At 68.6% G+C, this 23,318-nt stretch carries 25 protein-coding genes and 1 pseudogene; 2 read left to right on the forward strand and 24 right to left on the reverse strand.

From position 1 onward, the window contains the following. From A9X03_RS15745 to A9X03_RS15760, 4 genes and pseudogenes are all read right to left on the reverse strand, one after another. A pseudogene (locus A9X03_RS15745) lies at positions 1 to 220 on the reverse strand (hypothetical protein); the annotation flags it as partial. Positions 221 to 321: 101 nt separating this feature from the next. Next, positions 322 to 1,200 (reverse strand): DUF4436 domain-containing protein, encoded by an 879-nt coding sequence (locus A9X03_RS15750; RefSeq protein ID WP_082974504.1) that lies wholly within the window; start codon positions 1,198 to 1,200, stop codon positions 322 to 324. 216 nt (positions 1,201 to 1,416) lie between these two features. Next, on the reverse strand, positions 1,417 to 2,331 hold the full coding sequence (locus tag A9X03_RS15755) for a formylglycine-generating enzyme family protein (protein ID WP_068261790.1): 915 nt from the start codon (positions 2,329 to 2,331) through the stop codon (positions 1,417 to 1,419). Between the two features lie 20 nt (positions 2,332 to 2,351). Next, positions 2,352 to 3,329 carry a DUF4436 domain-containing protein gene (locus A9X03_RS15760; RefSeq protein ID WP_068261814.1) on the reverse strand — a complete coding sequence of 326 codons (978 nt, stop codon included), beginning with the start codon at positions 3,327 to 3,329 and terminating at the stop codon, positions 2,352 to 2,354. A 375-nt stretch (positions 3,330 to 3,704) separates the two neighbouring features. Between A9X03_RS15760 and pstS the strand changes: the two genes are divergently transcribed. Further along, entirely contained in the window at positions 3,705 to 4,835 is a 1,131-nt protein-coding gene (gene pstS / locus A9X03_RS15765) for a phosphate ABC transporter substrate-binding protein PstS (protein WP_068261793.1), read from the forward strand. A gap of 3 nt (positions 4,836 to 4,838) precedes the next feature. Here pstS and A9X03_RS15770 read toward each other — a convergent pair whose 3' ends face one another. The 15 genes from A9X03_RS15770 to A9X03_RS15840 all read right to left on the reverse strand — a co-directional run bounded on the left by A9X03_RS15770 (position 4,839) and on the right by A9X03_RS15840 (position 15,368). After that, positions 4,839 to 5,774 carry a DUF4436 domain-containing protein gene (locus tag A9X03_RS15770; RefSeq protein WP_067753520.1) on the reverse strand — a complete coding sequence of 312 codons (936 nt, stop codon included), beginning with the start codon at positions 5,772 to 5,774 and terminating at the stop codon, positions 4,839 to 4,841. A gap of 43 nt (positions 5,775 to 5,817) precedes the next feature. Next, on the reverse strand, positions 5,818 to 6,495 hold the full coding sequence (locus A9X03_RS30310; protein ID WP_231969169.1) for a hypothetical protein: 678 nt from the start codon (positions 6,493 to 6,495) through the stop codon (positions 5,818 to 5,820). Beyond that, positions 6,476 to 8,836: an arylsulfatase gene (locus A9X03_RS15780; RefSeq protein WP_068261796.1), complete on the reverse strand. Its 2,361-nt coding sequence runs from the start codon at positions 8,834 to 8,836 to the stop codon at positions 6,476 to 6,478. Before A9X03_RS15780 ends, A9X03_RS30310 begins: the two co-directional genes overlap by 20 nt. A 115-nt stretch (positions 8,837 to 8,951) precedes the next feature. After that, complete coding sequence (rpsQ, locus tag A9X03_RS15785) at positions 8,952 to 9,296, reverse strand: 30S ribosomal protein S17 (RefSeq protein WP_067753513.1); 345 nt, start codon at positions 9,294 to 9,296, stop codon at positions 8,952 to 8,954. After that, a complete protein-coding gene (rpmC, locus tag A9X03_RS15790) occupies positions 9,296 to 9,529 on the reverse strand; it encodes a 50S ribosomal protein L29 (protein WP_067274850.1) in 234 nt (77 codons plus the stop codon). The genes rpsQ and rpmC overlap by 1 nt, the downstream gene beginning before the upstream one ends. Beyond that, positions 9,529 to 9,945, reverse strand: a complete 417-nt coding sequence (rplP, locus tag A9X03_RS15795) for a 50S ribosomal protein L16 (RefSeq protein WP_007167840.1) — start codon at positions 9,943 to 9,945, stop codon at positions 9,529 to 9,531. The genes rpmC and rplP overlap by 1 nt, the downstream gene beginning before the upstream one ends. A 3-nt stretch (positions 9,946 to 9,948) precedes the next feature. Then, positions 9,949 to 10,782, reverse strand: coding sequence for a 30S ribosomal protein S3 (gene rpsC, locus A9X03_RS15800; RefSeq protein WP_067753510.1), 834 nt, complete (start codon positions 10,780 to 10,782; stop codon positions 9,949 to 9,951). Beyond that, complete coding sequence (gene rplV / locus A9X03_RS15805) at positions 10,782 to 11,324, reverse strand: 50S ribosomal protein L22 (protein WP_067753507.1); 543 nt, start codon at positions 11,322 to 11,324, stop codon at positions 10,782 to 10,784. Before rplV ends, rpsC begins: the two co-directional genes overlap by 1 nt. Next, the gene (rpsS, locus tag A9X03_RS15810; protein ID WP_007167837.1) at positions 11,321 to 11,602 is read right to left on the reverse strand and encodes a 30S ribosomal protein S19; all 282 of its coding nucleotides are present in this window, start codon (positions 11,600 to 11,602) and stop codon (positions 11,321 to 11,323) included. Before rpsS ends, rplV begins: the two co-directional genes overlap by 4 nt. Positions 11,603 to 11,620: 18 nt before the next feature. Beyond that, positions 11,621 to 12,463, reverse strand: a complete 843-nt coding sequence (gene rplB / locus A9X03_RS15815; RefSeq protein WP_067274860.1) for a 50S ribosomal protein L2 — start codon at positions 12,461 to 12,463, stop codon at positions 11,621 to 11,623. Between the two features lie 29 nt (positions 12,464 to 12,492). Continuing rightward, complete coding sequence (rplW, locus tag A9X03_RS15820) at positions 12,493 to 12,795, reverse strand: 50S ribosomal protein L23 (protein WP_046183668.1); 303 nt, start codon at positions 12,793 to 12,795, stop codon at positions 12,493 to 12,495. After that, the gene (gene rplD / locus A9X03_RS15825) at positions 12,796 to 13,452 is read right to left on the reverse strand and encodes a 50S ribosomal protein L4 (protein ID WP_067753504.1); all 657 of its coding nucleotides are present in this window, start codon (positions 13,450 to 13,452) and stop codon (positions 12,796 to 12,798) included. Further along, positions 13,452 to 14,105, reverse strand: coding sequence for a 50S ribosomal protein L3 (gene rplC, locus A9X03_RS15830; protein WP_067753501.1), 654 nt, complete (start codon positions 14,103 to 14,105; stop codon positions 13,452 to 13,454). The genes rplD and rplC overlap by 1 nt, the downstream gene beginning before the upstream one ends. 14 nt (positions 14,106 to 14,119) lie before the next feature. Next, on the reverse strand, positions 14,120 to 14,425 hold the full coding sequence (rpsJ, locus tag A9X03_RS15835; protein WP_003873519.1) for a 30S ribosomal protein S10: 306 nt from the start codon (positions 14,423 to 14,425) through the stop codon (positions 14,120 to 14,122). 337 nt (positions 14,426 to 14,762) lie between these two features. Next, on the reverse strand, positions 14,763 to 15,368 hold the full coding sequence (locus A9X03_RS15840) for a TetR/AcrR family transcriptional regulator (protein ID WP_082950301.1): 606 nt from the start codon (positions 15,366 to 15,368) through the stop codon (positions 14,763 to 14,765). 142 nt (positions 15,369 to 15,510) lie between these two features. Here A9X03_RS15840 and A9X03_RS15845 point away from each other — a divergent pair, with 142 nt between their 5' ends. Then, positions 15,511 to 17,106, forward strand: a complete 1,596-nt coding sequence (locus A9X03_RS15845) for an MFS transporter (RefSeq protein WP_068261799.1) — start codon at positions 15,511 to 15,513, stop codon at positions 17,104 to 17,106. 656 nt (positions 17,107 to 17,762) lie between these two features. On the opposite strand, the gene mftG is transcribed toward A9X03_RS15845, so the two are convergent. The 5 genes from mftG to mftC form a co-directional block, all read right to left on the reverse strand. Beyond that, the gene (gene mftG / locus A9X03_RS15850; protein WP_068261802.1) at positions 17,763 to 19,202 is read right to left on the reverse strand and encodes a mycofactocin system GMC family oxidoreductase MftG; all 1,440 of its coding nucleotides are present in this window, start codon (positions 19,200 to 19,202) and stop codon (positions 17,763 to 17,765) included. An 18-nt stretch (positions 19,203 to 19,220) separates the two neighbouring features. Continuing rightward, complete coding sequence (gene mftF / locus A9X03_RS15855; RefSeq protein ID WP_067783437.1) at positions 19,221 to 20,633, reverse strand: mycofactocin biosynthesis glycosyltransferase MftF; 1,413 nt, start codon at positions 20,631 to 20,633, stop codon at positions 19,221 to 19,223. Further along, on the reverse strand, positions 20,630 to 21,361 hold the full coding sequence (gene mftE / locus A9X03_RS15860) for a mycofactocin biosynthesis peptidyl-dipeptidase MftE (protein ID WP_068261805.1): 732 nt from the start codon (positions 21,359 to 21,361) through the stop codon (positions 20,630 to 20,632). The genes mftF and mftE overlap by 4 nt, the downstream gene beginning before the upstream one ends. A 164-nt stretch (positions 21,362 to 21,525) precedes the next feature. Then, complete coding sequence (mftD, locus tag A9X03_RS15865) at positions 21,526 to 22,716, reverse strand: pre-mycofactocin synthase MftD (protein WP_067783444.1); 1,191 nt, start codon at positions 22,714 to 22,716, stop codon at positions 21,526 to 21,528. A gap of 3 nt (positions 22,717 to 22,719) precedes the next feature. Then, a partial coding sequence (mftC, locus tag A9X03_RS15870; RefSeq protein ID WP_068261809.1) for a mycofactocin radical SAM maturase occupies positions 22,720 to 23,318 on the reverse strand: 599 nt, incomplete at its 5' end.

Below are 23,318 nucleotides of genomic sequence, written 5' to 3' on the forward strand. Positions count from 1 at the left end.
CCGCCCACTCCTCACATTCGGCACACCGGGAGAGCCGGTAAGCAAACAACTCCCCGATCGCCGCCAACTGCCCCGCCGCCGCACAATTCTCCGCCCGCGCCATGCCCGCGACGCACTCCAGCAACGCCGACGACTCGGCCGTCCTCGACGGATAGCGCCGCTCGAAATGCTCATCCAACGCGGCGATCGACTCCGCCGACGGCACCCTCGAATCGAACATACATTCGATTATGCCACCCGGCTACGACAGGTCCAGCCCAACTTTCTCAGGCTGTGGATAACTCGCCGCGGCCCGGCGCGCCACGCCAAATCCGCGACCCGCTAGTCCCCCTGCCGGACCCAGGCGAAGATGTACAGGCTCATCGCCGTCACGAGCGCGATCAACACCCACTGCACGATGGCTTGGTCGATCCACGAGCCGGGCGGCGGCGCGCCGGGAAGGATGTTGCGCAGCGGCACGATGGCGAACAGGTTCGCGGCGTACCAGGTTGCGAATGGCGGCAGGAACTTCCTTCTGCCCAGCGCCATCGGAATGGCGACCAGCAGCGCCAGGGTGGGCAGGCTGATCAGGACCAGACAGATGCCCAAGTCGAAGATCAGCGGGCCCTTCGCCCGCTTCAAGGTGATGACCACGTTCCCGTTGTCGGTGCCGCGCTGCGTCGGGAGCGCGCCGGGATCGTGGACGCGGTTGACGCTGATGTCCCAGCCGTCCAACTCCCCGGTCACCTCGACCCGCGCGGGCACCTTCTTCAGGTTTTCGCCCGACCCGACGAAAGCGTCCGCCGAGATCGGCTCGGTCCGATAGGAGTCGAACGGCCAGTTGCCCGGATCGCCGTGCGCCACGACGGTGGTGTTGAGTTGCGCCGGCGCCTTGCCCTTGGGGTAATGCAGGTCGCCGAGGTCGCTCGTCGGATAAAGCCGCACGGCGACGTCGGTCCCCAGCACGTCGAAGCGGTTGTCGTATGCCGAAATGCCCGGGTAGACAAGCACATTCACCCCGAGGCGTTTGGCGACCGGTTTCAGCTCCTCCACCTGCAGCTGCACGATGGTCGCATCGCCGCCGCCCTGGCTCAGGTCAAGCGGAGGGAGTGGCCCCTCCGACCGTTCGAGCCAGTGCACCCCGAACAGGGACAACATGTAGGCGGTGACGACAACGGCCAGGATGGCCACGCCGATGACGATGCGGGGGCGTTTCGCCATGTGTTTGCCACTGGGCGGCGAGGACGGCGTCGGTGCGTCCGACGGGGGCGGCGGGGCCGGTGCCGCGGGGGCCTCGGCGGTCACGGGCAACCCACCGGTGTTCCGGGGCGCGTCGAGGGCCACACGTGGTCAGATGCTAGCGAACTCGTGCAGACCGTGCGCGCCTACGAACGCCCCGTCACTCGCCGTCCATGCGGCGGTAACCCGCTCGTCGCCTCAGTGTCGGGGGGCGTCTCCGCCAGCGGGGTCCGTTTGCTGCGCGACGCAGCGGAACCCGATGTGGGTTGTCGCGGTGTCCTGTGACTGTGGCGATCGGGCGGCCGGACGGTACCGGTGGCAGTACTCCGGCGCGCACAGGTGCGAACCACCCTTCAGCGTCTGGCTGACGGTCGGATCCGCGGGTCCCGTCGGGGCGCAACAGGCCTTGGGCGGCCCGCCGATCCGGTGGTGCGCGGAGAACTCCGTGGCGGTCCATTCCCAGACGTTGCCGATCATGTCGAGCAGGCCGAATCCGTTGGGTGGAAACGTTCCCACGGGCGACGTGCCCGCCCAGCCGAGTGCGCCGTCGTTGCGGTAGGGGAACCGGCCCTGCCAGGTGTTGGCCATCAGTCGGCCGGCTGGTGTGGGCTCCTCCCCCCACGCGTACGTGCCGGCGCACCCGCCGCGGGCGGCGTACTCCCACTCGGCCTCGGTCGGCAGCCGCCGGCCGGCCCAGCGCGCGTATGCGGCGGCGTCGGGGTAGGCCACTTGCACCACCGGGTGATCGGGCCGGTCGGTGATGTCGCTGTCCGGGCCGAACGGATGCCGCCAACTGGCACCCGGCACCCATTCCCACCATTGCCGCCAGTCGCGCAGGTCGACGGGGCCGGAGGTGGGCCGGAAAACCATGGCGCCGGGACACAGGTCCGCCGGGTTGGCGCCCGGATACAGCGCCGGGTCGATCGGTTGCTCGGCCACGGTCACATACCCTGTGGCCGAGACGAATTCGGCGAACTGCGCGTTGGTCACCGGGTGCCGTTCCACCGCAAAGGCGGCAACGGTCACCGTGTGGATCGGGGCCTCTTCGGGGTAGAAGCTGGTCGAGCCCATGCGGAACGATCCGCCGGGTAGGTCGACCAACTCGCTGAGCACTCGTTCAGGGTACGAGCACCTCAGTCGGACTGGCGGTACCACGTGAGCATGTACAGGCCCATCGCACCTACCAGCGCGAGCAGCACCCAGATCACCAGCGCCTGGTCGATCCACGCACCGGGCGGCGGCGAACCGGGAAGGAAGTTGCGGATCGGTATGACGGCGAACAGCATCGCGGCGAACCACGTCACGAACGGCGGCACGAATTTGCGCTTGCCCAGGGCGATCTGGATGGCAACCGCGAACGCCAGCGCCGGCAGGGCGAAGAGGACCAGGCAGATGCCGAGGTCGAAGATCAGCGGACCCTTGGCCCGGTGCAGCGTGATGACCACGTTGTCCGGCCGGTCCGATTCCTGGCTGGCTTCGCCGACGCGCTGGACGCTCACATCCCAGCCGTCCAACGCGCCCGCGACCTCGACCCGGGCGGGGATGTATTGGCGGGCGTCGCCCTGGCCGACGAGGACGTCGGCCGAGAGGGTGTCGGTCCGATAGGAGTCGAACGGCCAGTTGTTGGGGTCGCCGTGCGCCTCGATCGTGGTGGCGACCTGCGCCGGCGACTTCCCCGCCGGGTATTGCAGATCACCGAGGTCGTTGGGGGGGTCCATGCGGACCGCGGTGTCGGTCTTCAACACGTCAAGGCGTTTGTCGAACATCGAGTCTTCGGGAATCACAAGCACTTTCACCGTCAGGCGGTTGGCGATGGTGTCCAGCTTCTCGAGCCGGACCAGCACGATGGTGTCGCTCGTCGCGTTCAAATCCGGCGGCTTGAGCGGCTCCCCCGACCTGGCCAGCAGGTGGAAGCCGAACAGCGTCAGCGAATAGACCACGACGAAGCCGAGCAGGGTGACGAGACCGACGATCAGGCGCCGCCTGGGCTTGCGCGGCGGCTCGGGCGGCGCCGACGCCGTGGCGGCGGGCGGCGGCGTTGCTGGAGTTGCGGGCGGCGGCGTTGCTGGAGTTGCGGGCTGCTGCTGCGGGGGAGACGCGTGACTGGCCATCATTCTCCTTGGTAGAGATTGATCGATGCGCCACCCTGAGGCGACACCAGAGAGATCGTAGCGAACTTCGATCTCCCCGGCGGTGAATCGCATTCATATCCCAAATCAGGCTTTTTAGCCGTTCCGGCGGCCGCGGATCGCCTCGGCAGCGAATCGTCGACGGCGCAGCTCGGCTCCGCCGGCAGCCGCAGCGGGCATTCATCGGAGCAGGTAGCCCGTTCACCTGATGTTTGTTTGCTTGGCGGGCGCGATGGCGGTAAGTCTCGACGTGTGTCGAATCGGGGCAGGTCGCCCCAGTGCTCGCCGCAGCCGCCGGGCGTCAGACGCATCGTCGCCCGCTCGGGCCGAGACCGCAGCCACCAGGAGCCAACCACCGTGAAGCGCAACCCACCGGCGACCGCCATCAGCCTGCTCGCCGCGGCGGCAGTGGCGGTGTCAGCTTGCAGCACCGACCCCCACCCGACGCTGGCCTACGCCGCCGGCGCCAAGGTGGACTGCGGCGGCAAGCAGACCCTGACGGCCAGCGGTTCGACCGCGCAGGCCAACGCGATGACGAAGTTCGTCGCGGCCTACGGCAAGGTGTGCGCCGGGCAGACCCTCAACTACACGGCCAACGGGTCCGGCGCGGGAATCAGCGACTTCCTGGCCGGCAAAACGGATTTCGGTGGATCGGACACGCCACTGGCCGGAAACCAGTACGCCGCAGCCAAACAGCGCTGCGGTGGCGCCGACGCCTGGAACCTGCCCGTCGTGTTCGGCCCGCTGGCGATCACCTACAACCTGGGCTCGGTTGACTCGTTGGTGCTCGACGCGTCGGCGATCGCCAAGATCTTCGACGGCACCATCACACGCTGGGATGACCCGGCCCTCACCGCACTGAACGCGTCCATGCCGGCCGAAGACATCCGCGTCATCTATCGCAGCGACGCGTCCGGAACCACCGACAACTTCCAGTCCTATTTGCAGGCGGCGTCCGGTGGGGCCTGGAACAAGGGCACAGGCAAGGCATTCAACGGCGGCGTCGGCACCGGCGCGCAGGGCAACAACGGCACCGCGGCGCTGGTGAAGTCCACCGAGGGCGCGATCAGTTACAACGAGCTGTCTTTCGCGCTGCAGCAAGGGCTTTACGCCGCCGAGATCAAGACCCCGGCGAGCCGCAGGTCCTTGCGGCCGGTGCGCATCGGCACCGACACCGTCGGCAAGACCATCACCGGCGCCAAGATCATCGGCAGCGGCAACGACCTGGTGCTCGACATCTCGTCGTTCTACAACCCCGCCCAGCCCGACGTCTACCCGATCGTGCTGGCCACCTACGAGATCGTCTGCTCCAAATATGCGGACCCCGAAACAGCCAAGGCGGTCAAGGCCTTCCTGCAGGCCGCGATCGGTCCCGGCCAAGTCGACCTCGCCCGCAACGGGTACATCCCGCTCTCGCCGGACTTCCAGTCGCGGGTCTCGAGCGCCGTCGACTCGATCAGCGCTGCGGGAGTGACGAATTCGGAGTAGCGGCTAAGCCTTGTGCCCGCGCCTGCGGTCGCGTTGCCGCCACCAGCCGAACAGGAAGAGCGCCATCGCGGTGACCAGACCGATCAGGACCCAGAGCACGACGGCCTGGTCGATCCACGACCCGTACGGTGGGCTCCCCGGCAAGATGTTGCGCAGCGGGACAATGGCGAACAGCATCGCGCCGTACCACGTCGTCATCGGCGGCAGGAACGACGTCCTGCCCAGCGCCACAGGGATGGCCACCCACAACGCCAGCACGGGCAAAGCGATGAGCACCAGACAGATGCCCAGGTCGAAGATCAGCGGGCCCTTGGCCCTGTGCAACGTGATGATCACATTGTCCTGGACGTCCGGGTTGGCGTCCTCGGGATCATGCACTCGGGTCACCGTGGCGTCCCAGCCGTCCAGCTTCCCGGTGACTTCCACACGGGCGGCCGCCTTTTCGCGGTTCTGGCCGGTGCCGGTGAACACGTCGGCCGCGATGACTTCGGTCTTGTACGAGTCGAACGGCCAGTTACCGGGATCGCCGTGGGCCACCAGCGCGGTGCTGACCTGCGCGGGCGCCTTCCCTACCGGATACTGCAAATCGCCCAGATCGTTCTCCGGATAGAGCCGCACCGCGGCGTCGGTGGTCAGCACGCCGAAGTTCTTGTCGTAGAGCGAATCCTTCGGGTAGACAAGCACGTTCACCGTCAGCCGGTTCGCGACGGTATCCAGCTTCTCGATGTGGACCTGCACGACGCTGTCCTCGGCCTCGAGCTTGCTGAAATCGACCGGGGGCAGAGGGGGCGCCGATTTGGCCAGCAGGTGCACGGCGATCAGGGACAGGACGTAGATGACGATGACGGCGACGACGATCCCGAAGGCGATCGCGATTTGCCGGCCACGGGAACCGGTCGGCGCTGGCGGTACGGGCGGCGCCGGAGTCCCGGCGGTCATTGAGGCATCACGGGCCAGATGCTAGCAAGGGAAACGACAAGTTTCAGGGGATAATGACCGCGAATTGCTGCATCAGCGTGGATTTGGCCGCTTCGAACCCCTGGGCTTTGCCGGGGCCCTCGAGATGGACGACGACCAGATATTTCTGGGTGTTCGTCCAGACGTGGGTGACGCGGTCGGCGAAGTCGTTTGCGGCCGTGCCGCCGGTGCCGCTCAGTAGCTGGCTGCTGTAACCGCAGAACTGGGCGGCGGTGACGGTGACCTTGACTCCCGGATTCGCCGTTCGCAGATCGGTGGCGTAGCGCAGGAACGCCCCGCCCGGTTCGAGATCGGTCCGGGTGATGCTGACCCGCACCGCCATGCCGTCGGGGCCCGTCGCCGTCAGCGCGACGTCACCGGTACCCGGGGTCGACGGCCAGCCGTCCGGCAGCGGCACCGTGAGCACCGGCGCCGCCGGGTCCGCGACCGAGGCCTTGGTCATGGATCCGCTCGCCGGCGGCGGCGGGAAGCACACCAGCGCATTGGGTGGAATGTGGTCGGGCAGCGTGGTTTCGACACCGGGCACCGGCTCGGCCGGGTCGGGCACTCGTGTCGTCGAGGTCGCCGAGGTCGTCGACGACGCCGGCCCGCTGGTCGCCGTGCCGGCGGTGGTCTTCTCGCAACCGACAGCGGCGACGGCCAGCAGGCACAGCGCCGCGGCTTCAGTCGCGCGAAAAGGCAAGCGCAACTTCGGCTTCCACGTCAACGTAGGGCCGACCGGACAGGTCGACGGTGACCTGCGCGATGGTGCCCCCCGTAAAGGAGAACGGGGCCTTGTAGCGGCTGCAAACCCCCGAGCCGCCGTTGCGCCCGACGGTGATCCCGGCGCCCGCGAGCCCGAACGTGCCGGGATGGGTTTGCACGTCCGCGAGCGTTCCGACCACTTCGTCGTCGATGAACAACGTGACATCGCCGAGTGGCGTGTGGCTGTTGGCCACGGTGCCGGTCCGCGAATAGCTCGCCCCCAGCAGGTGTTTGCCCAGCGGCACCGCGCCCGATGAGGAGACCACCTGCTGGCGCTCGCCCAGGAAGTTGTAGACGTAATGCAGCCGCCCGTCCTGGATGAACAGCACGTGCCCGCCGTGCGCGCCACCCTGCTTGAACAGCACCCCTTCCGCGCCGGTGGTATCTATGGTCACCTCGGCCAGCAGCGAGAACGACCTGCCCTGGATTTCGGCGGCGGCGCCGATGCTGACGTCCGCGCAGTCGGGATAGTAGACGTAGCTGGTCCGATTACCGCCGAGGTATGGGCGGGGCCGCGTCATCGTCTCGATGATGTTCAGGTCCGAGAGCGGCAGCCCGTTGTACTTGGCGGCCTCGGAGAACCACAGCGCCTTGAGTTCTTCCAGTTTGTCCGGGTGCTCGGCAGCCAGGTCGTGGCACTGGCTGCGGTCGGCCTCGATGTGGAACAGCTCCCAGCGGTCGGCGTCGAAATGCGACCAGCCGGCCGGGGTCGCCGCGTGGATGGTGTTGGCGAACCAGCCCTGATGCCAGATGCCGCGGGTGCCGAGCATGGAGTAGAACTGGGTCCGCTTCCCGGTGTCGGCGGCCGGATCGGTAAGGGCCGCTTTGAAACTCACTCCGTCCAGAGGCTTCTGAGCGATGCCCCTGACGGTCTCGGGCGGTGTCATGCCGAGCAGGTCGTAGACGGTGGGCGTGACGTCGCAGACGTTGACGTAGTTGTCGCGGATCTCTCCGTGTGCGGCAACGCCATTGGGCCAGGAGATGATGGCCGTGTCGGCAATGCCGCCTTCGTGCGAGGCGTACCGCTTGTACAGCTTGTAGGGGGTGTTGAACGCCATCGCCCAGCCGATTGGGTAATGGTTGTACGTCTCCGGGCCGCCCAGGTGGTCGAACAGCTTCATGCTCTCTTCGACCGTGTCGATGTAGCCGTTGAAGAACTTGCCCTCGTTCACCGATCCGTTGGGGCCGCCCTCCCCGCTGGCGCCGTTGTCGGAGATCACCACGATGATGGTGTTGTCCAGCTGCCCGGATTCCTCCAGATAGTCCAGGATCCGGCCGATCTGGGCGTCGGTGTAGCTGAGGAAGCCTGCGAACACCTCGGCCATGCGGGCGAAGAGCCTCTGCTCGTCGGGGTTCAGCGAGTCCCACGGTCGCACCGTGTCCTGCAGCGGCCAGGGCTCGCCCTTCGGCCCCGTAACGTCCGCGTACGGGTTGACCGGCGAGAGCTCGGTGTCGGGCGGCACGATCCCCAACGACTTCTGGTTCTCCAGCACGATCTCGCGGTACCGCTCGTAGCCCATGTCGAACCGGCCGGCGTAGCGGTCCGCCCACTCGGAGAACACGTGGTGCGGCGCGTGCCCGGCGCCCGGGCACACGTAGCTGAACCACGGCTTGTCCGGCGCGATCACCTTGGCGTCGCGGATGAACTCGATGGTCTTGTCGGCGAGGTCCTTCGAGAGGTGGTAACCGTCCTCCGGTGTACCCGGCGGGTTGACCGGATGGTTGTCGTACACCAGGTCGGGATACCACTGGTCGGTCTCGCCGCCCAGGAAACCGTAGAACCGCTCGAAGCCGCGCGAGGTCGGCCAATGTCGTTTCGTCGACGCCAGATTGGACTCCTCGAGCGGCGTCAGGTGCCACTTGCCGACGCAGTACGTGTTGTAGCCGCGCTCGGCGAGCACCTCGGAGAGCAGCGCGGTGTCGAACGGGATGCGGCCGTTGGCGTTGGGGAACGCGTCGGTGAACTCCTCGATGGTGGCCATGCCGACCGTGGTGGCGTTGCGGCCGGTGAGCAGCGACGCGCGGGTCGGCGAGCACAGCGCGGTGGTATGGAACTGCGACAGCCGGACACCCCGCTCGGCGATGCGGGTCATCGCCGGCATCTCGACCAGGCCGCCGAAGCAGTCCCACGTCGCTATCCCGGTGTCGTCCCACACCAGGTAGAGGATGTTGGGCGAGTTCTCGGGGGCGGTCGGCGCGGCGTACGGGCCCCAGTCCGGTTCGGAGTCCCGGATGTCCAGCTCGATCTTGCCCTCGAAGGCGCGGGAGTCAGGCGACATGCGCCGAGAGTAACGCGGCCGCGAAAATTCCGATCGCTTTTCGCGGACCGTCAACCCTGCCAAAGCAAAACGCCCGGGACCATCGGGACCCGGGCGTTTCGATGTCGCTTCGGAGCTACTTGGCCTTCTCCAGGATTTCGACGAGCCGCCACCGTTTGGTGGCCGACGTCGGGCGCGTCTCCATCAGCGAGACGCGGTCGCCGATGCCCGCGGTGCTGTTCTCGTCGTGCGCCTTCACCTTCTTGGTGGTACGGATGATCTTGCCGTACAGCGGGTGACGGACGCGGTCTTCGAGCTCGACGACGATGGTCTTCTGCATCTTGTCACTCACCACGTAACCGATGCGCACCTTGCGCCGGCCACGCACCTTGGGGTTGGCCGGAGTGTGCTTGGGGCCCTTCTCTTTCGACCCGGTGTCCTTCGCGGCCGCCTTTGCCGGCGCCTTCTTCGCTTCTGCCATCACGATTCCTTACCGTCGGGCCCGGAAGCCAGGCCCAGTTCTCGTTCGCGCAGCACCGTGTAGACGCGCGCGATCTCCTGACGCACCGTGCGCAGCCGGCGGTTGTTCGACAGCTGCCCGGTCGCCATCTGGAAGCGGAGGTTGAACAGCTCCTCCTTGGATTCGCGCAGACGCTCGGTCAGCTCCTCGTCGGTGAGCTCACGCAGTTCACCAGGCGAAATTCCCACTGCCATCAGAACTGATCCTCTCGAGTCACGATGCGTGCCTTGATCGGCAACTTGTGGATTGCACGGGTGAGTGCCGCCCGGGCCACCTGCTCGTTGGGGTAGCTCAGCTCGAACAGCACGCGGCCCGGCTTGACGTTGACCACCCACCATTCGGGGGAGCCCTTACCCGAACCCATCCGGGTCTCGGCGGGCTTCTTGGTCAGCGGGCGGTCCGGGAAGACGTTGATCCACACCTTGCCCCCACGCTTGATGTGGCGGTTGATCGCGATACGGGCGGACTCGATCTGCCGGTTGGTCACGTAGGCGTGCTCGAGCGCCTGAATGCCGTAGTCGCCGAAGTTCACCGCGGTGCCACCGCTGGCGATGCCGCGCTGGCGGGGGTGGTGTTGCTTACGGTGTTTAACCCTGCGGGGAATCAACATGGTTCAGCTCTCCGTGCTCTGCGGTTCTGGAGCGGGCGGGGCCTCGGCCGCGGCGGCCTGCTCCTCGGCGCCCGCTGCGGCGCGGCCGGCCTCGGTGCTGGTCGCCGTCGTGCCCGACGCACCGCTGCGCCGGGGGCGGGTGCCCGACGGACGCTCGCGGCGCGGACGGTCGGCGCCCGCCGGCGCGGCCGCGGCCAATTCCCGCTTGCCACCGACGATGTCGCCCTTGTAGATCCACACCTTCACACCGATCCGGCCGAAGGTGGTCTTGGCCTCATACAGGCCGTAGTCGATGTCGGCGCGCAGCGTGTGCAGCGGCACCCGGCCCTCGCGGTAGAACTCCGAACGGCTCATCTCCGCACCGCCGAGACGACCCGAGCATTGCACCCGGATGCCCTTGACGTTGGGCTGGCGCATCGCCGACTGGATGGCCTTACGCATGGCGCGGCGGAACGCCACCCGGTTGCTCAGCTGCTCGGCGACGCCCTGCGCCACCAGCTGGGCCTGCGACTCGGGGTTTCTGACCTCGAGGATGTTGAGCTGAACCTGCTTGCCGGTCAGCTTCTCCAGGTCCGCGCGGATGCGGTCGGCCTCGGTGCCGCGACGCCCGATCACGATGCCGGGGCGTGCGGTGTGGATGTCGACGCGCACCCGGTCACGGGTGCGCTCGATCTCCACGTCGGCGATGCCGGCGCGCTCCAGACCGGTGGACAGCAGCCGCCGGATCGCGACGTCTTCCTTGACGTAGTCCGCGTACTGCTTGTCGGCGTACCAGCGCGACTTCCAGTCCGTGGTGATGCCCAGCCGGAAGCCGTGCGGATTGATCTTCTGGCCCACTAGTCTGAGCCTCCCTTCGCCTCAGAAGTCTCAGACGTTTTGGCAGGTGCCTTCTTGGCCGGCGCCTTCTTGGCGGCCGCTTTCTTGGCCGGGGCCTTGGTGGCCGCCTTCTTCGCGGGCGCCTTCGCGGCCGCCTTGCTGGCCTCGGCCCGGCGGGCCCTCGTCGACTTCGCCGAACGCTGGTCCTTGGCCGGCCGGCTCTCCACCACGACCGTGATGTGGCTGGTGCGCTTGCGGATCCGGAACGCGCGCCCCTGGGCGCGCGGGCGGATGCGCTTGGCGGTCGGGCCCTCGTCGGCATAGACCGTGGCGACCACCAGGGTGGCCGGGTCCAGCCCGTTGTTGTTCTGCGCGTTCGCCGCGGCGCTGGCGATCACCTTGGCCACCGGCTCACTGGCCGCCTGCGGCGCCCAGCGCAGGATGTCGAGCGCGTCGTTCACCGACTTGCCGCGCACCAGGTCGATCACCCGGCGTGCCTTGGTCGGCGACACCCGCACGAACCGCGCCTTGGCGACCGCGGACGGGAATTCGGTTGTGGTCATCGCCGTTTGGCCTTCCGGTCGTCCTTGATGTGTCCCTTGAAGGTGCGCGTCGGCGCGAATTCACCAAGCTTGTGGCCGACCATCGCCTCGGTGACGAACACCGGGACGTGCTTGCGCCCGTCGTGGACGGCGAAGGTGTGGCCGATGAAGTCCGGGATGATCGTCGAACGCCGCGACCAGGTCTTGATGACCTGCTTGGTGTTCTTCTCGTTCTGCGCGTCCACCTTCTTCAGCAGGTGGTCGTCGACGAACGGGCCCTTCTTCAGGCTGCGTGGCATGTGTTACTCCTCGACTTCCTAGCGACCGTGCTTCTTGCCGGTGCGCCGGCGCCGGACGATGAGTTTGTTGCTGGCCTTATTCGGGTGGCGGGTGCGGCCCTCCGGCTTGCCCCACGGGCTCACCGGGTGCCGGCCACCGGAGGTCTTACCCTCACCACCACCGTGCGGGTGGTCCACCGGGTTCATGACCACACCGCGGACCGAGGGGCGCTTGCCCTTCCACCGCATGCGGCCGGCCTTGCCCCAGTTGATGTTCGCCTGCTCGGCGTTGCCCACCTCGCCGACCGTGGCGCGGCAGCGCACGTCGACGCGGCGGATCTCACCGCTGGGCATCCGCAGCGACGCGTAGGTGCCCTCCTTGCCGAGCAACTGGATGCTCGAGCCGGCGGACCGCGCCAGCTTGGCGCCACCGCCCGGCCGCAGCTCAACGGCGTGGATCACGGTACCGGCCGGGATGTTGCGCAGCGGCAAGTTGTTGCCCGGCTTGATGTCGGCGTTGGCGCCCGACTCCACCACGTCGCCCTGCGAAAGGCCCTGCGGCGCGATGATGTAACGCTTCTCGCCGTCCAGGTAGTGCAGCAGCGCGATGTTGGCGGTGCGGTTGGGGTCGTACTCGATGTGCGCCACCTTGGCGTTGACCCCGTCCTTGTCGTTGCGACGGAAGTCGATCACCCGGTAGGCGCGCTTGTGGCCACCGCCCTTGTGGCGGGTGGTGATGCGGCCGTGCGCGTTACGGCCACCGTGGCCGTGCAGCGGACGCACCAACGACTTCTCCGGCTCCGCCCGGGTGACCTCGGCGAAGTCGGACACGCTGGAGCCGCGGCGGCCCGGGCTCGTCGGCTTGTACTTACGAATTGCCATGTCTCATCAGGTCTTTCTCTCGCGCGCGGCTAGGCCGGGGCCCCGAACAGGTCGATCGGCTTGCTACCCGGCGCCAGCGTGACGATGGCCCGCTTGGTGCCCTTGCGCTTGCCGTACCCGGTCCTGGTGCGCTTGCGCTTGCCCTGCCGGTTCGCGGTGTTCACCGACGCGACCTTGACGGAGAAGATCTTCTCGATGGCGATCTTGATCTGCGTCTTGTTCGAATCGGGGTGCACCACAAAGGTGTACACGTTCTCATCCAGCAGCCCATAGGACTTCTCCGAGATGACCGGGGCCAGGATGATGTCGCGGGGGTCGGTGATGGTCGCCATCTACGCCGAAACCTCCTCGGTGCTAGCCGTGTTGCCACCGATGTAGGCGTTGAGGGCCTCGACGCTGAAAACCACGTCGTCGGAGCGCAGCACGTCATAGGTGTTGAGCTGATCGGGCGTCAGGATGTGAACGCCGGGCAGGTTGCGCACGCTCTTGGCGCCGGCCTCGTCGCTGCGGCCGATCACGATCAGCACCTTCTTGCGATCGGTCAGCGTGCCCAGGAACGCCTTGGCGTTCTTGGTCGACGGCGTCTGACCCGACACCAGCTCGGTGACCGCGTGGATGCGGCCGTTGCGGGCCCGGTCGGACAACGCGCCGCGCAACGCCGCGACGATCATCTTCTTCGGGGTGCGCTGGGAGTAGTCGCGCGGCTTGGGACCGTGCACCACGCCACCGCCGGTGAACTGCGGGGCCCGCGTCGAACCCTGACGGGCGCGGCCGGTTCCCTTCTGCCGGTACGGCTTCCGCCCACCGCCGCTGACCTCACCGCGGGTCTTCGTCGAGTGCGTGCCCTGACGCGCCGCCGCCCGCTGCGCGGTGACCACCTGGTGCATCAGCGCGATATTGGCCGGGGCGTCGAACAATTCGGCCGGCAACTCGACAGAGCCCTCGACCTTGCCGTCGGGCGTCTTGACGTCGATCTTGAGTGCTGCCATTACTTCTCACCTCGTTTGATCGCGCTGCGGACCACCACGAGCCCACCGGTGCGGCCGGGGACCGCGCCCTTGATCAACAGCACGCCGTTCTCGGCATCGACCTTGTGCACCACCAGGTTCTGCACCGTGACCCGGTCGTTGCCCATCCGGCCCGCCATCCGGGTGCCCTTGAACACCCGGGCGGGGGTGGCACAACCACCGATGGAACCCGGCCGGCGGTGGACCGCCTGCGCACCGTGGCTGGCGCCCTGGCCGCGGAAACCGTGGCGCTTCATGGTGCCGGCGAAGCCCTTCCCCTTGGAGGTTCCGGTCACGTCGACGTAGCTGCCGTCGGCGAAGATCTCCGCGGTCAGCTCCTGGCCGACCTCGTATTCGCTGGCCGCGGCCTCGTCATCGAGCCGCAACTCGGCGAGGTGCCTGCGCGGGTTGACACCCGCGGCGCTGTACTGCCCGGTCACCGGCTTGTTCACCTTGCGGGGGCTGATCTCGCCGTACGCCAGCTGAACGGCGCTGTAACCGTCGCGCTCGGGTGTGCGGATCCGGGTGACCACATTGGGCCCTGCTTTGACCACCGTCACCGGGACGACCCGGTTGTTCTCGTCGAACACCTGCGTCATGCCCAGCTTGGTACCCAGAATGCCTTTTCTTGCCATGAGCTCTGGATCTCCTACTGGATGTTGACGTCGACACTTGCCGGAAGGTCGATGCGCATCAGCGCGTCGACGGTCTTCGGCGTCGGGTCGAGGATGTCGATCAGCCGCTTGTGAGTACGCATCTCGAAGTGCTCCCGCGAGTCCTTGTACTTATGCGGAGAGCGGATGACGCAATACACGTTCTTCTCGGTCGGCAGCGGCACCGGACCTACGACACTGGCACCCGTGCGGACGACGGTCTCGACGATTTTGCGCGCCGATGCGTCGATGGCCTCATGGTCGTAGGCCTTGAGCCTGATGCGGATCTTTTGTCCCGCCACGCTTCTCCTACCCTCACTCCACTTACAAAAATCCGTGTCCGGACCTGGTGCTCCCAGCGCGCTGATCGGCCTGGCCGATCGAGCGTCGCGCCGGATACTGCGCCGCTGTTTACCTGTCGTGGTCCACCGGCCCCCGCGGTCGGGTGTGTCACCCTCACGCAGCCTGGACCGCGGCGAAATTGTCGCGCTCCAAGGATGGGACCGGACGCGCCCGTTTGGGCGCTGGTCGTATGCCCGACCAGGCGCGAACCTGGCCCAAGGCAACCTGAACAGTATGCCCTAGATCATGGGTTTGGCCAAATCCCGGGCGAAGGCCGCCGACCTGCCCTTTTGGCCCTCAGGCGCCCGCCGGTTCGACGCTCGCGGCGCCCGCCCGGTTGTGTGCGCGCTGAACATAGAGGAAACCGTCGACCGCGGCGAGCGCGCACTCGCGGTAATCGAAGTCGGGAAGCGTGGACAGGCGGCCCAGCACGAGGGGCCCGATGAGCAGCGCGATGGCCCGCGACCGGTCCACCTCGCCCAGCTCGGCGGCCTCGGGGCTGTCGAAGATGGCGTCGAACGGCGCGGCGTACTGCTGGGCGATGCGCTCACGCAGCGTGGTGATCGCCGTGCTGTTCACGGCGCAGTCGCGGGGTTCCGGCAGCTCGTCCAGGTCCCGCCCCATGGACAACCACGACATGGCCGTCATCAGCGCCGGCGCCTGCGCCACCGACTCCGCCTGGGCCAGCACCACCGCCACCAGGCGATCACGCAGCGATCCCTCGGCCGGCGGCGTCGGAGACGGCGGGATGAGGCTGTTGAAAGCCGCTGCCAGCAGGTCGTTTCCGCTCGGGAAGTGGCGATACAGCGTGGCCCTGGCCACGTTGGCGGTACGGGTGACCGCGTCGACGGTCACCGCGCTGGGCCCCCCTGACCGCAGCAACGTGGCCGCGGCCTCGAGCAAACGGGCCCGCGAACGCGCTGGACGGGGATCGGTGGTACCGCCGGTAATTGTGACCCACCTCCGAGTTTGAGAACGAGACTATCGGTCTACCTACAAGACCATTGGTCTCGAAACTCCCAACGCCACCGTGAGGAGGCGCAGCATGGTCGAAACCCTGGCCCGGCCCGACCAGCGTACTGACGCAGTCCGCATCGGCGGTAGCCCCCGAGCGCGAAACTGGACGCTGGCCGTCGCCTGCATGGGCGTCGCGCTGGTCGTCGCGTCGATGACGGCGCTGAACACCGCGCTTGGGGACTTGGCGGTGGCCACCTCGGCCACGCAGTCCCAGCTCAACTGGGTCGTCGACGGCTACACCGTGGCGCTCGCGTGCCTGCTGTTGCCGGCGGGCGCGATCGGCGACCGCTACGGCAGGCGCGGCGCCCTGTTGATCGGGCTGATCGTCTTCTCGGTCGGCTCGATGGCGCCGGCGATGCTGCACAGCCCGGCGCAGCTCATCGCCGGGCGGGCGGTGGCCGGCATTGGCGCCGCCTTCGTGATGCCGGCGACCCTGTCGCTGCTGACCGTGGCCTATCCGAAAGACGACCGCACCAAGGCGGTCGGCATCTGGGCCGGCACGGCCGGATCCGGCGGCGTGCTGGGCATGCTCGGTTCGGGCCTGCTGCTGCGGTTCTGGGACTGGCACGCGATCTTCTGGTCCCTGGGCGCCGCCGGGCTGGTCATCTTCGCGCTGGCGTGCACCGTCGCCTCGTCGCGGGACAGCGGCGCGCCGCGGATCGATTCGCTGGGCGCCGTTCTGATCGGCGCCGCGGTGGCCATCGCCGTGGCCGCGATCCTGGAGGCGCCGACCCGAGGGTGGAGCGACCCGCTGGTCTGGGGCGGCCTGGCCGCGGGTGCGGTGCTCGCCGCGGCCTTCGCTGCCGTGCAGTTGCGGCTCGCCGGGCGCGGCCGCCAACCGCTGCTGGACGTCCGGCTGTTCGCCGACCCGAATTTCGCCACCGGCGTCTCCGCGATCGTCATCCTGTTCGGCGCGACGTTCGGGTTCTTCTACATCGGGATGCAGTACGTGCAGCAGATCATGGGCTATTCGCCCCTTGCGACGGCCATCTCCTTCGGGCCGTTCATGGTGCCGCTGGCCATCTTCTCGGCGCTGTCCTTCTGGTACGTGCCCAAACTCGGTCTGCGCCTTGTGCTGTTCGTCGGGACGCTGCTGATGGCGGTCGGCTTCGCCTGCATGTACCGGCTGAACCTGCACTCCTCTTATCTGGAATTCGCTTGGCCGACATTGATATTGGCCACCGGCATCGGAATCTGCACGGCGCCGACGACGTCGGCGATCATGGGGGCGGTGCCCGACGAGAAGCAGGGCGTCGCCTCCGCGGTGAACGACACCTCCCGGGAGATGGGCGGCGCGCTGGGCATCGCGGTGGCCGGTTCCATTCTGGCCGGCCGGTATTCGCACGAGCTCGCGCCGAAGTTGGCGGGCTTCCCCGAGCCGGTCCGCGGCCCGGCCACCGATTCGCTGGCCAAGGCCGTCGAGGTCGCCGGCCGGCTGGGGCCCCAGGGCCACCAGCTCGCCGAGGCCAGCAAGACCGCGTTCCTGGCGGCCTTACACGCGTCGACCATCACGATGGCCGTGATCGTCGCCGTCGCCGCGATGCTGGTCGGCATTTGGGCCCCGGGCCGCGACGGCCGGCAGCTGCGGCCGATCCGCCGCCTGCTCGCCCGACGTCGGCGCTAACCCGCTCGGAGCCGCCCAATACCGTTGTCCGACATCGGGTTCAACCGACTCGACCCCGCCGGGAGTGCTTGAAAACGTCCGCCGATTCTGGTATCACCGGATGTACATCGACAGATACAGGTCATCTCTGAAGTAAGCGCGAGGTGGATGTGGTGTTGATAAGTGATACGAGCGTGGTCGAGCCGGGATGCCCGGCGCTGTGCGAGGCGGCGTCGATCGTGGAGGCCGAATGGATACGCCTGCGGCGACCGAGCGGCCCAGCTCGACACCCCACCTGCGAATTGCCCTCGGTGCGGCGGCGCCCCCGCCGCACGGGCACCATCGTGTCCACCGAACCGACTGACACCGCGTGCTCGACGCACGCCCGCAGACGCCGAACCGACTGGCCGGTCTCCCTGGTCTGGGCGCGGGAGCGTTCACCTCCGCGGCAAGCGTGACACCAAGCCGCTAAGCCCTTTTCAGACGATCGAAGGGAGGTCGAACGAGCGAGACAGCGGTCGTGCCGTCCACGAATATTGCGACGCATCGTTCGCGCGACGCACTCTTGCGCGCGCACCGCCACTTGTCGTGGCCATCTACGTGGACCGCATGAACATCAACCGCTCGCGGGCGGGCCCCATGCCTCACCGTGGGGCCCGCCCCCATACCCGGGCGCCTCAATCAACGAATTCCGCGGCCCGGTGCCCGAGCATCACGATGGTGGCGTGCGGCCCGCGGCTGGTGATGGCCGGCAGGATCGAGCCGTCGATCACCCACAGGTTGTCGACGCCGTGCACCCGGCAGCGCGGGTCGACGACGGCCCGCGGGTCGGTATCGGGACCCATCGGCGCCGTGCCGCACAGATGTTGCGATGTCGACCACACCGGGGCGCCGACATCCGTTGCCGCACCGGCCAATTCACGAGCCATTTCGGCCCCGCGCCGCAGCGCCGCGACGTCGTCCGGCTCGCTGTCGTAACGATGCTCGATGCGGGGAGCCACGTCGGGGTCCGCCGACACCAGCGTGATGCGCCCGCGCGCCCGCGGCTGCATCAGCGCCACGCCGATGTGCGGCCAGTCGGCGTGCCCGGCGGTGCCGTCACCGGTCATCGCGACGAATCCGCCCGTGTAGGGCCTGATCTCGAGGTCATCGGCGGTGCTGAGGACGGCCTCGAGAACCGGCCGGCCGGGCGCCACCGTCCAGTCGGTGGACAGCACCCACTCGGGGTGATCGCTGAACGACTCCCCCACCGGCAGCGGGGCCAGCACGGGCACGCCAACGGCCCGCAAACCCTCCTCCGTCCCGACGCCGGAAAGCATGAGCAGCTGCGCCGTTTGAATGGCGCCGGTGCACAACACGATCCGGTCGGCGGTGACGGTCACGCCGCCGTGCGGGCCGATGGCGTCGACACCGACCGCCGCGGTCCCGGCAAATCGCAAACGCAGTGCGCGTGTCCGCGCGTGCAACGTCAGGTTCGGCCGGCCAAGAGCCGGGAGCAGAAAGCCGGCTCCGGATCCGGTGCGCACGCCGTCGACGATGTTGAGCGGAACGGCGCCCACCCCCGAAACCGGTTCGGGCCCGACGTCGTTGAGATCGTCGATCCAGTCGAACCCGGCGCCGCGCACGGCGGTGATGAAACGCTCGGTGGTTCCGGTCATTTCGTGGGTGCGCCGCACCCGGATGGGGCCGCTGTCGCCGTGGGCGGGGCCGGCGAAATCCAGGTCGGTCTCGATGGCCCGGAAGCTACCCAGGACATCGGACCAGGCCCACCCGGGCAGCGCCCGGCTATCGAAGTCGCGGGGCAGCCCGCGGCAGAAGTAGCCGCCGTTCACCGCGCCCGAGCCGCCGACCGTGGCCCCGCGCACGATCGGATGCCGGCGCATGGGCCGATCGGTGAGGCTGGTCTGGTACCGCCGCACCAGTGGACTGCCGGCCCCGATCGGCAGCTGCAGACCGTTGGCGGTCTGAGCGAGCAATCCGGGGTCATCGAGGGCCGGCCCCGCCTCCAGCACGGTCACGGTGCGGCGGGGATCGATGGAAAGACGTTCGGCAACAACCGATCCAGCGCTGCCGGCACCGACGATCAGCACGTCGCTGTGCGGGGCGGCCTTACTCAAGGGGGGTCAAGGTGGCGGCTAGCTCCGAATCTGCGGTTTCAGCGCGCGCAGGTTGCGCTCCCGCAGCACACCCCACCACAATCCGAGCCCGTACGCCAGGTCGTCGACACGTTTGAGCACCAGGTAGGTGAGCAGGCCGATCGGTTCGGCGTCGTCGCCGACGGCGTCCCTGCGGCGCAGCCAGTCCACCACGCCGTCCATGATCGCCGCGACCAGCACGACGTGTCGGAAATGCCGCGACAGCGTGGCGGCCAGCAACGCCAGCGGCCAGTAGTGCCTGCACAGGGCCGACGCCAGCTGCAGCGCTGCCGACCACAGGCCGCGGCCGGCGATCAGCACCACGTCGGTGATCGACGTCTCGGCGCCCCGCATGGCCCTGGCGATCCGGCGACCGGTGAGCACGGCGACGAGGACAGACGCCAGCTGGGTCAGGCTGGTCCCGAACGCCACCAGGATCCAGGTCATCAACGCCCAGCCGGAGATCACCACCGGCGCCGTCTTGTCCGGGTGGCGGACGGACAGCGGCGCGGCCGAACCGCCATAGAATGCCTTGCGCGCGATCCAATCCCGCAGCTCGGTGCGATGGTCGTGGGCGACCAGCGCGATGGGCTCGTAGCGCAGCCGCGCGCCCGCTTCGATGAGCCGCCAGCACAGGTCGACGTCCTCGCCCGATTGCAGGGTCTCGTCGAACCCGCCGACCCCGCGCAGGGCGGCGCAGCGACAGATGATCGCCGCGCTGGGCACGTAGGACACCGTGCTGTGGGGCAGCACCGGCGCTTCGCGCTCGCCGAGGTCGAGCGACGAGTGCACCGCCTCGTACCGCGCCACCACGTTCTCGCTGTGCGACAAACCGACGATGCGCGGGGCGACCAGGGCGACGGTGGGGTCGCAGAAATGCCCGAGCAGCGCCTCCAGCCATCCGCGCCGGGGCGCGACGTCGGAGTCCAGGAAGGCGACGAAGTCGGTGGTGCAGGCCGCCAGCCCGGTGTTGCGCGCGGCCGCCGGGCCCTTGCTGCGCGAGTGGCGCAACACCTCGACGTCGCAGTGCGCGCCGACGAAGTCGGCCGGCTCGATCGGCGGCGAGGAACCGTCGTCCACCACGATGACGCGCAGGCCGCGCAGCGAGCTGACCAGGCGGCGCACGCCGGAAAGATTGTCCCGCACCGGGATTACCACGGTCACGTCGTGGTGCGACGGTCCGCCCGCGGGCCGCGGATGCGCCACCGTGGCGTCCAGCAGCGTCCGGGCCAGCTGCGCGCTCACGTCGTCGCGCACCTTCAGCCGGCCGTCGCAGAGCAAGTCCTGGGCGGCCGGCGCCAGCTTCAGCAGCCGCGTCGGCGAACCACCGAGCAGCGCCGAGCCGTCGCCCAGCACCCGGACGCGGCGATCGACCTGGACGGCGAAGCCGTCGGGCAGCCGGGGCTGGCTCATGTCAGCATTCCGTCGCGCCCGGGCGACCAGCGGACCACTCGACGGACACAGGTGTCCACCATCTCGGCGAGGATGCGCTCGCCGTCGGCGGCGGTCGCGGTGGTCGGGTCCCCCAGCACGCCGACGGGGCTGACGGCGGCGACTCCCCCGCGGCGCATCGACGGCAGCAATTCCGACAGCGGCGCCCTGTTGCCCGCGAGCCACCGGTCGGTCAGCACGTCGGCTGGCGAGATGTGCAGCACCAGCGAGGTTTCGGTGTGCCCGGCGTGGGCATCGCCGCCGCCGGCCAGGCATGGGCACCAGCCGGCGTCGCGGCCCTCGGCCCGCAGCCGGGTCACGGCGGCGGTCAGGGCGGCGATGTTGCCGCCGTGGCCGTTGACGAAGACCAGGCGCCGGGCCCAGTCGGCGGCCGACCGGCCGTACTCGACCAGCAACGCGGTCAGGGCTTCGGTACCGATGGAGATCGTTCCGGCGAAGCTCTGGTGCTCGCCGCTGGCGCCGTAGGCGACGGCCGGCGCCACCCACCAGTCGCCATCCAGACCGGCCCGGGCGCCGCGCGCGACCGCGGTGGCGATGCGGGTGTCGGTGTCCAACGGCAGGTGCGGACCGTGCTGTTCGGTGGACCCGAGCGGGATCAATATCGACGGCGAGGTGCCCGATAGCCGGCCTGATGTGGCCATCGCCAATTCGCCGAGTACGGGCACTCGGTGATGGTAGGACGAATTCACCTGGCGTGCACCAATTGTTGTCTGGTGAAAACTATTTTTTTCTGGCTGGTTCATCGGGCGTTCGAATTTTGTGCTCGTTCGTCACGGGCACCACGCTTGTACCACCGTTTGCGGGGGCGTCAATCATCCGGATAGGCCTGCCGCGGATATCGGTAATTGGCTGCTCAGGTATTCCCGGTGGGTGGCACGCCGAGCGCCCGGGTGAAGCCGGGCGGCACCAGGATGTCGTCCGCGCCGAGGTCTGCCACACTCGCGTGGCCCAGCCCCATGAGCGCCGAGTCGATGCCGCCGCGCAGGATGTCGAGGACGTTCTCCACGCCGGCCTGGCCGGCGGCCGCCAGGCCCCATAGGTAGGCGCGGCCGATCATCACCGCGCGGGCGCCCAGCGCCACGGCCTTGACGACGTCGCTCCCGCGGCGGATGCCGCCGTCGAGCAGCACCTCCACCTGATCGCCGACCGCGGCGGCCACCGCGGGCAGGGCCCGGATCGACGCCGGCGTGCCGTCCAGGTTGTTGCCGCCGTGGTTCGACACCGAGATCGCCGAAACTCCGGCATCCACAGCCCTTTTCGCGTCGTCGACGCGCATCACACCCTTGAGCATGAAGGGCCCGCCCCACAACTCCCGCAGCCAGGCGATGTCCTCCCACGTCGGGGGCGGCGTGCCCATCCACTCCCCGTAGGCCGCGAAGAACGGCGGGCCGGGCTCGCCGCGGCGCCCCTGGTTGGGCACCCGCAGCTCGGGCGGGTGCAGGGTCTTGCCGAACTTCCACAGCCACCGCGGACGCGTGATCGCCTCCGGCGACAGCCGCAGGATGGTCCGCAGGTTCATCTGCTCGGGGATCTGCGGGCTGCCCCAGTCGCGGCCGTGGGAGAAGGTCCAGTCGGTGGTGACGATCAGGCCGGCCGCGCCGGCCTGACGGGCCCGTTCCACCCGCTCGGCGATCGCGTCCCGCCCGCCCAGCCAGTACACCTGGAAGAAGACCTTGGGGTTGGCGGCGATGACCTCCTCGATCGGTTTGCTCGCGAACGAGGACAGGCCCATCGCAGTTCCGCGCGCCGCGGCGGCCCGCGCGACGGCCACTTCCCCGTCGGGGTCGACCGCCTGGACACCGGTGGGCGAAATGATCACCGGCAGTGAAATATCTTGGCCCATAACGGTGGTCGCCAGGTCGCGCTTTTCCTGTGCGCCGACGACGTGGGGCGCGAAACCGAGTTCGCTGAACGCCGCGACATTGTCGCCGACCGTGACCCCTTTTTCGCTCGCGGAAATCAGGGACGAATAGACGGATTTGGGCAGCCGCCGTTTCGCGCGTTCCTGCGCGATGGCGACCGTTTCGAACCATTGGCCGGCCATGGTCTAAACGGGGCTTTCGTTGCACAGGCGGGCGGGCGGCCGAGACAGTGTCAGGGGTACCGGGCCGCCGGACTTCCGGGAGTGGTCGGCGCGGGGGCGCGGCGTCTCGCGCCGCCGGGCCAGCGCCGCCTCGCTGTGGCCCTGGACGCACTCGGGGTCCGGGCCGTCCATCGGCAGGCCGGTGAAGAACTTGGCCGCCATGCAGCCGCCCCGGCAGGCGTCGTAGTGCCCGCAGCTGCCGCAGGCGCCCGCGGACTGCGGCTTCCGCAGCTCGCGAAACAGCGGGGCGTTCTTCCAGACATTGTCGAACCCGTTGTCGGTCAACACATTTCCGGCCAGGAAGCGGTCGTGGATGGCGAACGGGCAGGCATACACGTCGCCCACCGGGTCGATCAGGCACACCACCCGGCCGGCGCCGCACATGTTCAGGCCGGCCAGCGCGCCGGAGGAGCCCAGTGGCGCCAGGTGGAAGAAGGAGTCGCCGGTGAGCACCCGCTCGCCCTTGGCCACCAGCCACTCGTAGAGCTGAACCTGCTGGGCGGCCGTGGGGTGCAGATCCTCCCAGACGTCCGCGCCGCGGCCCGAGGGCCGCAGCCGGGTGA

This window comes from Mycobacterium sp. E1715 (genome assembly GCF_001667625.1).
Taxonomy (GTDB): Bacteria; Actinomycetota; Actinomycetes; order Mycobacteriales; family Mycobacteriaceae; genus Mycobacterium.

Bases quoted from the DNA above. Each gene is read 5' to 3' on its own strand.
- A9X03_RS15750 (WP_082974504.1), bottom strand. From the start codon at position 1,200: ATGGCGAAACGCCCCCGCATCGTCATCGGCGTGGCCATCCTGGCCGTT.
- A9X03_RS15760 (WP_068261814.1), bottom strand. From the start codon at position 3,329: ATGGCCAGTCACGCGTCTCCCCCGCAGCAGCAGCCCGCAACTCCAGCA.
- A9X03_RS15770 (WP_067753520.1), bottom strand. From the start codon at position 5,774: ATGACCGCCGGGACTCCGGCGCCGCCCGTACCGCCAGCGCCGACCGGT.
- A9X03_RS15780 (WP_068261796.1), bottom strand. From the start codon at position 8,836: ATGTCGCCTGACTCCCGCGCCTTCGAGGGCAAGATCGAGCTGGACATC.
- rpsQ (WP_067753513.1), bottom strand. From the start codon at position 9,296: ATGGCAGAAGCGAAGAAGGCGCCGGCAAAGGCGGCCGCGAAGGACACC.
- rpmC (WP_067274850.1), bottom strand. From the start codon at position 9,529: ATGGCAGTGGGAATTTCGCCTGGTGAACTGCGTGAGCTCACCGACGAG.
- rplP (WP_007167840.1), bottom strand. From the start codon at position 9,945: ATGTTGATTCCCCGCAGGGTTAAACACCGTAAGCAACACCACCCCCGC.
- rplV (WP_067753507.1), bottom strand. From the start codon at position 11,324: ATGACCACAACCGAATTCCCGTCCGCGGTCGCCAAGGCGCGGTTCGTG.
- rpsS (WP_007167837.1), bottom strand. From the start codon at position 11,602: ATGCCACGCAGCCTGAAGAAGGGCCCGTTCGTCGACGACCACCTGCTG.
- rplB (WP_067274860.1), bottom strand. From the start codon at position 12,463: ATGGCAATTCGTAAGTACAAGCCGACGAGCCCGGGCCGCCGCGGCTCC.
- rplW (WP_046183668.1), bottom strand. From the start codon at position 12,795: ATGGCGACCATCACCGACCCCCGCGACATCATCCTGGCCCCGGTCATC.
- rplD (WP_067753504.1), bottom strand. From the start codon at position 13,452: ATGGCAGCACTCAAGATCGACGTCAAGACGCCCGACGGCAAGGTCGAG.
- rplC (WP_067753501.1), bottom strand. From the start codon at position 14,105: ATGGCAAGAAAAGGCATTCTGGGTACCAAGCTGGGCATGACGCAGGTG.
- A9X03_RS15845 (WP_068261799.1), top strand. From the start codon at position 15,511: ATGGTCGAAACCCTGGCCCGGCCCGACCAGCGTACTGACGCAGTCCGC.
- mftF (WP_067783437.1), bottom strand. From the start codon at position 20,633: ATGAGCCAGCCCCGGCTGCCCGACGGCTTCGCCGTCCAGGTCGATCGC.
- mftD (WP_067783444.1), bottom strand. From the start codon at position 22,716: ATGGCCGGCCAATGGTTCGAAACGGTCGCCATCGCGCAGGAACGCGCG.